The following is a 12,167-nucleotide window of genomic DNA, read 5'->3' as shown; positions in this document are numbered from 1 at the left end:
ACGCCAACCCGCCAACTACCTGGCCTTTCTCGGCCTCGCCGCAGCTCTCTGCTGCTACAAGCGGCTCCTCCGACTCACCACATAGGACACCGTCTCAGGCCGGGAATGCAGTTGGACTGTGGCTCAGGACGTGACCGGGCAGCCGGGATTCAGAGCCATCGCTGTGCCGCCTCGACGCTGTCCCCGCCACTGGTGTTGAACGCAATCGCGGCCTGGGGTGCATGGCGCCGGACCAGGTTCACGATCTGTTCGAAGAGCGGAAGCAGCGGCTCAGTCTTGCGGATCCCGGCGCCGACGACCACGACATCCCATGGCTGCTTGGTCAACGATGCGACGAGGGTGGACTCGGCCGATTCGTCGAACACGACCAGCGTCATGGCCGCGTCGATGCCGTGCTCACCGAACCGGGCGAGCTCCGCGTCGAGCGCCGCGCGAAGAGCCTCTCCGTCAACACCAGGTATCGCTTGCGGGTCGTAACCAACAACAAGTGCAGAAGACATGCAGCCAACCTAACCGAGCCCTGCTGAACATGATCCGTCGGACAGGACCCGGGGGGCGGGGTTCAGGAGAGGGTGCCGGGTTTGCGTGGCCGGGGTACGGCGGGGAGCAGGTCCCACAGGGGGCGGGAGCCGGCGGCCCAGGCGGCGAGGCCGTCGCGGCGGTGTTTGCACTGGATGACCCACCGCCGGCCGTAGGGGTCGGTGGCCTTCACGTCGGCGCCCTGGTCCCCGCCGCCGCCCACCCGTACCGCGTCCCGGCACCCGTCGCGGAACATCAGGTCCCGGACCGCGTCCTCGAAGCGGGAGTGGTGCAGCGCGTCCAGCTGGGGCATCGCGTACCGCAGCGCCTGCGCCCGTACGGCGTCCCAGCGGGCCCGCTGCTGCCGCTGGTACAGCCAGCAGCCGCCGGCTCCCGCCGCCGCCACTCCCAGGACGACGAGAACCCACCAGTTCGCCAGGAGCCAGTTGACGGCCGGCACCACCAGGCCCGCAGCCACGAGCCCGGCCACCACGACAGCGGCCAGGTGGTCGTTCTCCTGCTGCCGCCGCTTGCCGGACGTGCGCGGCCGCGGCCGTGAACCGGCCTGTCGTTTGCTTGCCGGCTGTCGACGGCGTGCGGGGGAGCTCACTGGGCGCTCTGTGTGACGGACTGCGCGAGCTGCTTCAGGAAGTCCCCGATGCCCTGCCCGACCGGGGTGGGCGCGATCAGGATGCCCAGGGCCAGCACGATCAGTGCGGTGTTCCGTTCCTCGACCCGGCTGCGGGCCTGGGTGCGCCGTCTGAGCCGGAAGTACACGACGACAGCAAGCAGCACCGCAAGGTTGATGGTCAGAATCAACAGGCCCTCCACCAAGCCGCCCACCTTGATCCCCCCTGTCTAGCGAGACAAGGCAGATAGTGACGGTGAGTTGATAGGAAATGGCACAAAGTCACCTGCCGGGCGGCTCAATTTCTCCCACCCACTCCACGCGAGCCAGTAGCCCCTCCGCCGTCGTCGTCAGCCGTGACACCGGACTGGTCGTCATGGCCATTGCCATCGAGGAGTAGGCGACGGACGAGCAGGGACAGCGCGCGTTCGCTGATCCCTGACCCGCCCGCCCGGGACCCTCGGGCCCGCACGGTCGCAGAACGTGCTGCTGACGCCGAGTGGACGTTTTCCCGCGAGACGGCGCCACCCCCGGCAGGCCGTCGGCCTCTGGGGAGGCGGCCCGGCACAGGACGTGCCCCACGACCCCGAGGCACTCACCGTCAACATCGGCGACCTCATGGCCCGCTGGACCGGCGACCGCTGGCGCTCCGGCCGACACCGCGTGCTGGCCCCGCCCACCCGCACCCCGTACGAGGAACTGATGTCTCTGGTCTACTTCTACGACTGCGATCCGCACACCACCGTCGAGTCGCTCCCCGCCCCGGTCGGCCGCGTGTCCCATCCACCGGTCACGGCCCGTGCCTACGTCCAGTCCAAGGTCGCCGAGATCACCTTGACGTGATCCTCCTTCCCCGGGCCGGTACTAAGTTGAGGGCAGACGCGTGCTGCTTTTTCAGTTCCGGGTGCCCAGGAGGGCGCTGCGGAGGATGTTGAAGTGGATGAGGTCGGGGGCGGGCAGGGGAACGTCGTCGTCTGGCTGGGGGTATTTGGGTTCGAGGTGGACGTCGTCGGGCTCGGTGAGCTTGGGGCGCGGGAAGGTGCGCCGGGTCAGGGCTGTGTGCGGGGTGGGTGCGCCGAGGCCGAGGTGGTGGGCGCGGTGGGTGGCGAGGCGGCGGATGCGGTCGCTGAAGTCCGGTTGCGGGAGTGGCAGGTCGAGGTCTTCGTCGACGTAGGTGAGGGCGACGGGCATGTAGGCGAGGACGGCGGTCACGGGGTCGGAGGTGGTGAGGTGGTCCTTCTTGAGCAGGCGCAGGATGCGCAGGGCTGCGGCGACGGTGCCTTCCTCCGGGTCGGGGGCGGCGGCCTGGGCGAGCCAGAGCTTGGCCGCGCTGTCTTCGCCGAGGGCCAGGTGGTGGAGGAAGAGGCAGTAAGCGGCGGCGAGGTCTTCGGCGCCGGCGGCGAACTGCCACCAGAACTGTGCGGCTTCGCGCTCCTGCGCCAGGTAGAGCAGGCAGCCCAGGACCCGGGCTCCGGCCGGGGCGGGCATCACTCCGGTGGCGAACTCTTCGCGCTCGGCGTCGAGTTCCAGCTCTTCCAGTGCTCCGGTGTGTCCGGCGACGGCTTCGCACAGGATGCGCAGGTCGCGTGTCGCGTCGCCCTCCGCGGGTGCGTACGGCTGCGCGCAGTCGGCGGGCTCCTGGGGATCAGGTGTGGTGTTCTGGCGGGTGCCGGCGCGGAAGCGGGCGGCGAGTCTGGTCTCGGCCGCGTCGATGTCGCTCTGGGTGTAGGCGGTGGTGGTGAGGCGGGCCCGGGTCAGGAGCTCCTCGATGCGGGGGGTCATCCGGCAGTCCCTTCGGTGTCGTTGTCCAGGTGCAGCAGCTCGCGCAAGCGGCGCACGGCGTGTCGGGCGTTGGAGCGCACGCTCGCGGCGGTGATCCCGAGGTGCTCGGCGACCTTGTGGGTGGTCATGCCCTGGGCGTGGAGCAGGAGGATCACGTCCATCTGCCGGGGCGGCAGCTTTCGGATGTGGTGGAAGAGGTTCAGGCTCTCCTCCAGCTGGCCGACCGGGTCGACGGCGGTCAGGAGGGCCTCGGTGTAGAAGGCGGCGGTGTCCAGAGGTACGGGGCGGCGGGCGCGGGCCGTGCACGCGTCCATGGTGCAGTGACGCAGCACCGTCCACGCGTACCCGGCGGGGTTCTCCTTGGAGAGCACCGCGTCCCAGCAGCGGAGCAGCTTCTCGAAGCAGGTGTCGACGGCTTCCTCGGCGTCGGCGCGGTTGCTCAGGACGGTCTCCGCGTAGCGGATGTAGGTCGCCCGGTTCATCTGGTGGAAGGCGCTGAAGTCCACCGGGAGCTCGGTCATGGGCGGCCTGACTCTGGGCGGGCGGGGGCTCGGGCTCTGCTCTCGGGTCACAGTCCGCGCCCCCGCTCCTGCTCGGAGCGGCGCATCTCGGTCATGCCTGCACGTACTCCCGCAGCGGCTATCCGGCGGGTCCACATGATCACGTCACGGCCGAACACCCGCACGGCGAGCGCCACCATGATCACTTCTTCCACGTGCTCCATCGTCACGAGCGTGCAGACTCCTCTGCGTGCGCCGGGCAGAACCACGCCCCTCAAGCGGTCCCGGGATGCGCCGTAGTGCGCCTCCGCCACACAAGACCTCCTGGACACCGCAAATGTGCAACGCCCACCGTGAGAAGAGTTCCCCGATCCCCCCGCTGCTTCCTGAAAGAGGCCGTCCTGCACGGCTCGGGACTGAGCCGCACGCGCGGGATGCGCACGCACTGAGCAGCAGTTACTCCTTCTCCGGACGCTGCAACGCGGTTGCCTGAAGGCGGAGTCCGCCGCCGCGACGACAGCTTGTGACGTACGTCACAGCCCGTGGTGCGGGGGCAAGTCCTGTGCCGGACAGGCTGACGTGGACCGCGTGCTCGACACGTTCCGGCGCGCGCCGCAGACGCCCCTGGTGCAACTGCGCGGATTCATCTGCCTGCACTGTGAGGATCACGCCCGGGCACATCCGGCGCCCGGGAGACTCACGCAGGCGAACCGAACCCGGCTGTCCAGGGTCTACAGGGAGGGCGGAATGCAGGATCGGTTATCCAGTACGACTGATCCACCTGCGCGGGTGAATGAGCTGGCGACTGGCGCTCTCCGGGCGGCGGGGCCGCTATCCAGGCTTCGTGATCAAGAAACTTGCGTACGCCCTCGCCTCGACGGCACTCGCCGTCACCCCTCTGCTCACCGCCGCTCCCGCACAGGCTGCCCCCGCCCAAGTTCTCCCTCTGGCCGAGGGCATCAAAGCTCTTCCCCTGGCTGTCGAAGTGCGCGACGGCTACCAGCGCACCTCCTTCCGGCACTGGACCGACGCCGACAAGAACTCCTGCGACACGAGGGAAGAGGTGCTCCTCGCCGAGTCCCGCACCCCTGCCGACGTCGGGGCCGGCTGCAGGATCCTGGCGGGGAGCTGGTTCTCCTACTACGACGGCGTCACCGTCACCGCGCCCGGCGGCCTGGACATCGACCACATGGTGCCGCTCGCCGAAGCCTGGGACTCGGGCGCCTCCCAGTGGGACGCCGCCCGTCGGCAGGCGTACGCCAACGACCTCGGCGCCGACCGCTCCCTGGTGGCGGTCACCGCGAAGACGAACCGCTCCAAGGCTGACCAGGACCCGGCCCAGTGGTTGCCGCCGCTCGCCGACGCACGGTGCACGTACGTCTCTGACTGGGTGTCGACGAAGCTGCGGTGGGGGCTCACTGCTGACCGGGCCGAGCAGGACGCCCTGCTTCAGCTTGCGGAAGGCTGCGGGTATGCCGAGGTCGAGTTCGAGCCCGCATCGGAGGCAGCCGCCGGACAGTAAACCGGCGTTCCCGGGCGGGGCTGTACGGCGCTGGCAGCTTCAACTCCCCCCGGCCGATCGGTGTGGCCCGCTTCACAGGCCGATGCGGGGCAGGTCCGGAACATTTGCGGGCGGGGTGCTGTTCTGGTGGGTGTGGCTGCGGAGGGGACAGTGTCCCCGGGCCTCACCTCCAGCCCATGGGGACGATCGTTCGGCTGAAGCCCCATGGAGCCTTTCGCCGCGAGGCGACCGCCCTTCGCCTGCCACATCTCTGCCGCCCCGGCTGGTCTCCCCCGTCCAGCCGGGGCTCTTTCTGTCTCAGGCATCTCTGTTCCGTGGGAAGCGGCCACTCATTCACTGCTGTGCTGTGTGGGCGTACAAGGCGTCGACCTGGGGGTGGGCACGGTGCGGGGCCAGAAGGTCAACAGTGGCGCGGGCGAGGCTGATGCACCGGGTGGCACCGGTGGCCAGGGCGGTATCGAGCGCAGTGCGGGTGTCCTGGACGGCGGCAGGGATGTCGTGGCAGGCCAGGGCGCTTTCGGCACGGTAGGCCAGTGCGACGGAGCGGGTACGGGCCCGGGCGGGGTCCAGCAGTACCAGCCCTTCTCCGAGAGCGGTGGCGGCCCGGCGTGGGCGGTGGAGGTCGAGCCAGCACCGGCCGGCGTCGATGGCCAGGTCCGCAGGCGACATCCAGGACACCCATGCCGGGGCCGCATGAGAGGTCCCGCGGTCTAGTTCGGTTTCTGCGCGGGTGAGGGCGTATTCGGTGGCGCGGGTTTCGCCGAGGACGGCCAGTGCGCGGGCGCGGCGCAGGTCGAGAAGGGAGCGGGCGGTGGCGGAGCGGGTGCGGGAGTGGGCGTGTTCGAGGATGCGGACGGCTGTGCGGGGGTGGTGTTGCCAGGTGGCGCTGTAGGCGATGTCGGAGAGGATGCCGGCTCCTTGGTCGCGGTCGTCGGCGGTGTGGGCGGCGTGCAGGGCGGTGTTCCAGTGGCGCAGGGCTTGGTGGTGGTGGCCCTGGTCGAAGTGGAGCCAGCCTGCGCACTGGGCGGCGGCCGCGGCGATCTGGTGCAGGCGCCGGCCGGTGGGCTGGTCGTAGGTGCCGTCGCTGATGAGGCGGACGGTGGTCTTGAGCAGGACGTGGACGAGGTCGGTGCATTCGGGGGCGGCGGTGTTGGTGAGGGCGCGCACTTCCTTCATGCGGGCCTCGAGCCAGGCGAGGAGAATGGCGTCGACGCGGCGCCCGTTCAGGGCGCCGGTGAGGCGGCCGGGGTCAGCATGTGCCCAGTCCGCGGCCACGCCGGCGAGGGCGGTGGTGGTGAAGGCGAGGAAGGCGCGGCGGTCGGGGTGTTCCAGGGTCACCAGGGCCTCCGTGAGGGCGGCGTGGCTGCCGCGGGGGGTGAAGGGGTGCGGGGTGTCGTAGGCGGGCAGCCACCATGGCCAGGGATGCCGGGCGCGGACCGGGTCGGGCACGTGCAGGACGTCGGCGAGGAGCATCTGGTAGTCCCCGCCGGGCACCGCCCGGCGGCTCTCCCACTTGTAGATGCGGTCGCGCCCGGGCCTACAGATCATGCCCCGACGCCGGGCGGCGAGGGTCAGGAGGCGGGCCAGGTCGTCCATGCTCCAGCCGTACTGGTGGCGGAGATAAGTCAGCGGGTGCTGCAGGAGGCCGGACTCTCGCATAGGTGCCTCCGGCGTCAGACGGTGGGTGGCTCCACCGTCCCGCCCGCAGCCCTCACCGGCAAGGGCACCTCCGTGTACCGGAGCTGACGGGCATACAGCGGGCGTACAGACCCCGGCGGCGCCGGCCGCGACGGTGAGGGGAAGGAAGGCGGCCGACGGCGCCGCCGGACACATCCGTGGAGGACTCATGCCTCACTCGTACGCTGCGCTCGCCGGGAGCCGGGTGCTGGTCACCGGCGGCGCCGGGCTGATCGGTTCGCGGATCGCCGCCCGGCTGCGGGCAGCAGGCGCCCACCCGGTCGTGCTGTGCAGCCAAGACGCCTACCCGCCGGACGTCTACGGCCTGTTCGGCGTGGACGCCCAGGACCCGGACACCGTGACCGGGGACATCCGCGACCGGGCCCTCGTGGAGAAGACCGTGGCCAGCTGCGACTTCGTTGTGCACGCCGCCGCCCTCGCCGACGTCGCCGCCTGCACCCGCACCCCGCACACCGCCATCGACACCAACATCACCGGCACCCAGACCGTGCTGGATGCGGCCGCCGCGGCCGACCGCATCCAGCGTCTGGTCTACGTCAGTTCGGCGTCGGTGTACGGCAACGGCACTCCCCCGCCCACCGAGGACGCCCACCTGCTCACCTCGCGGGAACTGCTCGCCCAGGTCTACGGGCACACCCCGCCCCGCTTCCACGAGGAAACCTCCGCACGCCGGCCCATGTCGGTGTACGCCAACACCAAGGCCTGGGGCGAGGTGCAGACCGCACTCGTCCTGGGCGCAGTGGGCGCCTCGTACGCAGTGGTGCGCTACTTCTCCGTCTACGGCGAGCCCCAGGTCATCAAACCCGGCAGCCACTCGTGGGTGATCGCCTGGTTCGCCGCCCGCGCCACCCTCGGCCTGCCCCTGCACCTGAACGGCGGCGGGCACCAGGTACGCGACTTCGTCCACGTCGACGATGTCGCCGAAGCCACCGTGCGCGCACTCACCGCACCCCGCGCCCACGGCGAAACCCTCAACATCGCCACCGGCACCGCCACGTCCATCCGCGACGTCGCCGCCCTGCTGCGCACCCACTACCCGCACACCACGCTCCTGGAGACGCCGATGCCGCCCGGCGACCCGCTGGGCGGCTACGCCGCCACCAGCCGGACCCACCAACTGCTCAACTGGCAGCACCAGATCCCCCTGAAGGACGGCATCGCCCGGTACGTGCGGTGGCTGCGGGAGCATCCGCAGGCGATACCGGGCTGGCTGCGGGAGAGCGCAGAGATCAGATGACCGGGGGGCGTCCCAGCCGGCACATCCGCCATACAGTCGCCCACCGCATCGGATGCCTGGCCCCGCACGGCCGGCGCATCCCTTCCACGAACCCGCCCGCCCAGGCCCTCAGTCCGGCGACCGAGCGGGTACGGGCCGCGGTCAGCACCGTCCACACCCCCAGGTACACCGGTACCAGCAGGGCGGGCAGGTGGCGGCGGGCCAGCCAGACCCGGTTGCGGGCGGTCATCCGGTAGTAGACCGCATGCCGAGCCGGGGACGTCTTGGGGTGCTGGAGCAGCAGGGCGGGCTCGTAGCGGATGTCCCAGCCGGCATCGAGGGCCCGCCAGGCGAGGTCGGTCTCCTCGTGGGTGAAGAAGAACTCCTCGGGCCAGCCGCCGGTCTGCTCCAGCATCCGCATCGACAACGCGTGCCCGCCGCCCAGGAACGTCGTCACCGGCCCTGCGCGCAGCGGATCCTTTGACCGCAGCCGCGGGACGTGCCGGCGCTGGGTCTGCCCGTGCTCGTCGGCGATCCGGAAGGACACGATGCCCAGCCGCGGGTCGGCGCCGTAGAGGTCGGCGATGCGGCGCACGACGTCGGTGTCTACGAGCAGGCCGTCGTCGTCGAGGTCGACCAGGACGTCGACGTCGCCGAACTCGCGCAGCCGCCGCCAGGCCACGTTCCGGCCTCCCGACACCCCGAGGTTCTCCGCCAACTCCACCACGGCCACCCCGTCGGGCAGCTCCGGCAGCTTCGCTCCGTTGCCGACGACCACGATCCGGGTCGCCTTCTCATCCTGAGCGGCCACCGACTCCAGCAGGGCCCGCAGTTCCACCGGGCGGTCGCCCATGGTCAGTACCGCCACACCTACCCGCACTCGCTGTGCCACTGCTTCGCTCCGCCGCTTCGACTCAACACCACCTGGAAGGCCGTGATGCTAGCCGCTCACGGCCGGCCCCGCCGACCGGGAAGGAACCCCGCGCATGCCCGTCGTCCGTCTCGCCGACTACCTCCGCCCCCTCACCACCGACCCGCTCGCCCACACCGCGTACGGGCACCTCGGCGGGTTCGACCTGGCCGACTTCCTCGCCCAGTGGGCCGTTCTCCACGCGCAGGCGCTCGCCGAGCTCGGCGGCGCGCGCATCCACCCCTCCGCGGTCGTCCACCCCACCGCCCTCATCGGAGACGACGTCATCATCGGCCCCCACGTCCGTGTCCACGAGTTCTCTGCCGTCCGCGGACATACTGTCCTTGCGGCCGGTGTCTCCGTCGGCTTCAACTGTGAAGTCACCGCCTCCTACCTCGGCGAGAACACCGTCCTGGGGCACCGCATCGGCTGCAACCGCACCCTCCTCGGCTCCGACGTCCACCTCTCCGCGAACGTCACCATCGCCGCGATCAACCTGTGCACCGACATGCGCCGCCCCGACCGCGAAGTCCTCATGCGCCACCCCGACGGCCTCTACCGGTGCCGCACCGCTCAGTTCGGTGCGCTCATCGGCAACAACGTCCAGAGCGGCAACCACATCAGCATCGGCCCCGGCGCCGCGCTCGGAGAAGGCTGCCGGATCGACAGCGGCGTCACCCTCGCCGCCCGCACCGTTCCCGCCCACCACACCCTCAGCGCACCTCGCACCACCGAACTCCGCATCCGCCGACAACGCCCCCACTCCACCAGCCCGCCCCGCTGAGCAGACATTCACCAGTCGGCCTGCGCAACCTCGCCAGACGACTGGGAAACGGCGTTGGGCTGTTTCGTGGCTGCGGGGGCCGTAGCAGACCAGGTCGATGTCCGAGCGGGCGCCCGCGACGCCGGCCAGGAAGGAGCCGGTGACGCCGAGGACGTCGTCGGCTTTCTGATCGATGATCCAGTCGATGATGGCCAGTAGGTCCTTTCGCCGTCACCTGTGCCAATGCACCGGGAGGTGTCACGTTCGCCTGCTGATGCTCCACCCACTCGGCCCAGCAGCCCCTGTCGGGGAGAGCCGGCTCGGTCAGGACAGCCGGCTCAGGACCGACCCGCACAGACGCAGCAGTTCCCGGTTGGCGGACGCGCTCCTGAAGTAGCTGTGCTGCGGCCGGGACACTTCGTCGCGGATGCGCGGGAGTGCCGGTGCGGCCGCCGGTCCCATCCGGTCGAGGCAGGCCACGACGAGGGTCGCGGTGCAGTCGTTCTCCTCCCACGCCGCCAGGAGCGCGTCGACGACCACGGCCGCCTCGTTCTCACCCCCGACGTCCCACAGGGCGGCAGCCGCATGCACGCGGGGCCACTCGGAGCTTCGCGTCGTGATCTCCCTCAGGCGCGGCAGCGCGGGCGCGGCGGCCGGTCCGATCCGCCCGAGCACGTCGGCGGCGTCGGTTGCCATGTGGGTGCTGAGCAGGTCGAGGAGCCGTGGGACGACGTCGGCCGCGTCGCCTTCGAGCGCCCACAGTGCTGCCGTCGCGGCCATGCGGACGGAGAGGTCCTGCGCGTCGGCCAACGGCCGTACCGTCCTGAGCGCGGGTGCGGCCGCAGGCCCGAGTGCGGTGAGCGCCTCCAGGGCCGAGACGGCGGTGCGCCACTGTTCGTGTCGTACGGACTCGGTGAGCGCATGAACGAGCGCGGGCACGGCTCCCGGATCTCCCAGCCGGCCGAGCGCGGACGCCAGGGCGTGCGGGTTCGTCACGGGCCACTCCTGCGAGAAGTCGACACCGGTCAGGTAGTGCGAAAGCAGGGGAACCAACTGCCCGGCGCCATCGCTGATGCCGTCCGCGATCAGCACGACCCGCCAGGAGTCGACACCGCTGTCCAGCCCCACCAGGACGCACGGCAGCGCACGCGGGTCACCGAGGCCCGCCAGCGCCAGGACGGCCTCCTGGTGGGCGTGGCGCAACAGCGCTTTCGGGGCGGCCCACACCCCGGGGCCGTGGGTGTCGCGTTGTGCGCCGACGTACGAGGCGAGGGCCTCGCGGGCCGGTTCGGCAGCGGCGCCCAGGGCATCGAGGCACTTGGCCGCAGCGGCGGAGGTGTACGCGTCCTTGGGGTCGAGGCAGTCCGCCACCAGCAGGACGAGCGCGGTGTGGTCGCCCCGCACAGTGTTGATCAGCCGTAGGGCCATGCCGATCGCGTCGTAGCGGGTGCCGGCGTCGGGACTGCTGAGCTGTTCGGTGAGAAGCGCGGTGCGCTCGGGCACACGGCTGCCCAGCGCCTCGTGGAAGGTGCTCAGCAGGGCAGTGGTCGGTGCGTGGGTGCGGCCGTGCCGGGCCAGGTCCGTGAAGGCGGCGGCTATGTGCGGGGGTGCGCCCTGGGCCACGGCCTCCTGCTGCTCCTGCGCCGCCCGCTCGGCGTCGGAGCACGGGCAGGTACCGGATGAGGAGTGGCAGGTACCTGCCGGCCCCGCCTCCGGTTTCGGCGCCGGGATGAGACGGCGCAGCAGCTCGATCGCCGTGGGCACGGCGTCGGCGCCGATGGCCCCGGGGTCGCAGTGCGCGCGCTGTACGAGGGCGCCGAGCCGGATCGCGGTGTCCGCGGTCGGGTCGTCAGCCAGGGCGTCGAACCGGGCCACGACGGCGTCCTTCGCGGCGGGCAGCCGGAGGGCGAGGGTGGCCATGGTCTCGACGACCAGCAGCCGTTCTGCCACCTCCGGGGCCGCTTTGAGCCGCTCGCCCAGGACATCCACGGCCCGCCCGGCGTCGTCGAGGAAGAGCCCCAGCCCTTCCATGGCTGCCTGTCGCACCAGAGGGTCCGGCTCCGACGCGTAGGCGATGAAGGAGTCGGCGTGTGCGCGCATGATCGCCGCGCAGTCCGCGTACGCCGTCGCCACCTCGCCGTCCGGCCCGAACCGGAGGCCGCCGTCGTCCTGTTCGACCGCCGAGCTTCCAAGGGTGAGCAGCAGGGCAATTGTCCCGGCACGGTCCGGGGTCGCGGGGTCGTCCGCCAGGGCGAAGAGGAACGGCAGGGCGGCGGTTGTGCAGTCGTACAGGTCTCCCTGATGACTGACCGCGTGGAAGAACGCGGTGCGCGCTTCCTTCCGGGCCGAGGGTTCGGCCGAGGTCATGGCCCGCAGCAGGGAGGGGATGTGCTCGCCGTCGTCCAGGGACGCCCAGTCGACGCCGTCCAGTTCAAGATCGTTGATCATGTGCGGACTATGGCACCGGGCACTGACAACGGAGGCCTCAAGCCGACGGACCGCTTCGGCTGCCGCGCCCCTGTTTGCCGCTCCGGCGTCGTACACCGCGGCGGTCGAGCGGTGCCTTACCAGCGCGGGCATTGCGAAGTCCTCCGCCCGGATCTGCCGGATCTCGCTGACGACATGGGGA

12 protein-coding genes and 2 pseudogenes are annotated in these 12,167 nt (G+C 71.0%); 4 read left to right on the top strand and 10 right to left on the bottom strand.

What is annotated here, in order from left to right; all coding sequences use genetic code 11:
* Positions 1-149: 149 nt before the first annotated feature.
* The 3 genes from ACZ56L_RS35310 to ACZ56L_RS35300 all read right to left on the bottom strand — a co-directional run bounded on the left by ACZ56L_RS35310 (position 150) and on the right by ACZ56L_RS35300 (position 1,335).
* Positions 150-500: a hypothetical protein gene (locus ACZ56L_RS35310; protein WP_136215304.1), complete on the bottom strand. Its 351-nt coding sequence runs from the start codon at positions 498-500 to the stop codon at positions 150-152.
* Between the two features lie 62 nt (positions 501-562).
* Positions 563-1,129: a restriction endonuclease gene (locus ACZ56L_RS35305; RefSeq protein ID WP_471069277.1), complete on the bottom strand. Its 567-nt coding sequence runs from the start codon at positions 1,127-1,129 to the stop codon at positions 563-565.
* Positions 1,126-1,335 (bottom strand): hypothetical protein, encoded by a 210-nt coding sequence (locus ACZ56L_RS35300; protein ID WP_471069287.1) that lies wholly within the window; start codon positions 1,333-1,335, stop codon positions 1,126-1,128. Before ACZ56L_RS35300 ends, ACZ56L_RS35305 begins: the two co-directional genes overlap by 4 nt.
* A gap of 370 nt (positions 1,336-1,705) precedes the next feature.
* On the opposite strand from ACZ56L_RS35300, the pseudogene ACZ56L_RS35295 reads away from it, so the two are divergent.
* Positions 1,706-1,990 (top strand): annotated as a pseudogene (locus ACZ56L_RS35295) (2OG-Fe(II) oxygenase family protein); the annotation flags it as partial.
* A 51-nt stretch (positions 1,991-2,041) separates the two neighbouring features.
* Here the strand turns inward: ACZ56L_RS35295 and ACZ56L_RS35290 are convergent.
* The 3 genes from ACZ56L_RS35290 to ACZ56L_RS35280 are packed head-to-tail and all read right to left on the bottom strand — an operon-like array spanning position 2,042 to position 3,659.
* A complete protein-coding gene (locus ACZ56L_RS35290) occupies positions 2,042-2,929 on the bottom strand; it encodes a hypothetical protein (RefSeq protein ID WP_471069275.1) in 888 nt (295 codons plus the stop codon).
* Positions 2,926-3,450, bottom strand: a complete 525-nt coding sequence (locus ACZ56L_RS35285) for a sigma-70 family RNA polymerase sigma factor (RefSeq protein ID WP_471069273.1) — start codon at positions 3,448-3,450, stop codon at positions 2,926-2,928. Before ACZ56L_RS35285 ends, ACZ56L_RS35290 begins: the two co-directional genes overlap by 4 nt.
* Before the next feature lie 47 nt (positions 3,451-3,497).
* Positions 3,498-3,659, bottom strand: a complete 162-nt coding sequence (locus ACZ56L_RS35280; protein WP_471069271.1) for a hypothetical protein — start codon at positions 3,657-3,659, stop codon at positions 3,498-3,500.
* Positions 3,660-4,273: 614 nt separating this feature from the next.
* On the opposite strand from ACZ56L_RS35280, the gene ACZ56L_RS35275 reads away from it, so the two are divergent.
* Positions 4,274-4,951, top strand: coding sequence for an HNH endonuclease family protein (locus tag ACZ56L_RS35275; protein WP_471069269.1), 678 nt, complete (start codon positions 4,274-4,276; stop codon positions 4,949-4,951).
* 333 nt (positions 4,952-5,284) lie between these two features.
* Here the strand turns inward: ACZ56L_RS35275 and ACZ56L_RS35270 are convergent, their stop codons facing one another.
* Complete coding sequence (locus tag ACZ56L_RS35270; protein ID WP_471069267.1) at positions 5,285-6,610, bottom strand: helix-turn-helix domain-containing protein; 1,326 nt, start codon at positions 6,608-6,610, stop codon at positions 5,285-5,287.
* Between the two features lie 187 nt (positions 6,611-6,797).
* On the opposite strand from ACZ56L_RS35270, the gene ACZ56L_RS35265 reads away from it, so the two are divergent.
* Positions 6,798-7,886 (top strand): NAD-dependent epimerase/dehydratase family protein, encoded by a 1,089-nt coding sequence (locus tag ACZ56L_RS35265; RefSeq protein WP_471069265.1) that lies wholly within the window; start codon positions 6,798-6,800, stop codon positions 7,884-7,886.
* Here ACZ56L_RS35265 and ACZ56L_RS35260 read toward each other — a convergent pair.
* Positions 7,879-8,718: a glycosyltransferase family 2 protein gene (locus ACZ56L_RS35260; protein ID WP_471069285.1), complete on the bottom strand. Its 840-nt coding sequence runs from the start codon at positions 8,716-8,718 to the stop codon at positions 7,879-7,881. The two genes, ACZ56L_RS35265 and ACZ56L_RS35260, sit on opposite strands and share 8 nt — an antisense overlap.
* A 133-nt stretch (positions 8,719-8,851) precedes the next feature.
* Between ACZ56L_RS35260 and ACZ56L_RS35255 the strand changes: the two genes are divergently transcribed.
* Complete coding sequence (locus tag ACZ56L_RS35255) at positions 8,852-9,559, top strand: LbetaH domain-containing protein (protein ID WP_471069263.1); 708 nt, start codon at positions 8,852-8,854, stop codon at positions 9,557-9,559.
* Positions 9,560-9,634: 75 nt separating this feature from the next.
* Here ACZ56L_RS35255 and ACZ56L_RS35250 read toward each other — a convergent pair.
* Positions 9,635-9,733, bottom strand: a pseudogene (locus ACZ56L_RS35250) (nucleotidyltransferase domain-containing protein); the annotation flags it as partial.
* 129 nt (positions 9,734-9,862) lie between these two features.
* Entirely contained in the window at positions 9,863-11,986 is a 2,124-nt protein-coding gene (locus ACZ56L_RS35245; RefSeq protein WP_471069261.1) for a HEAT repeat domain-containing protein, read from the bottom strand.
* Between the last annotated feature and the right edge of the window lie 181 nt (positions 11,987-12,167).

It is taken from the genome of Streptomyces sp. NPDC039736, from assembly GCF_055596485.1.
Note: the sequence above shows the minus strand (reverse complement) of the source record. Positions and strands in the feature narration are given on the sequence as shown.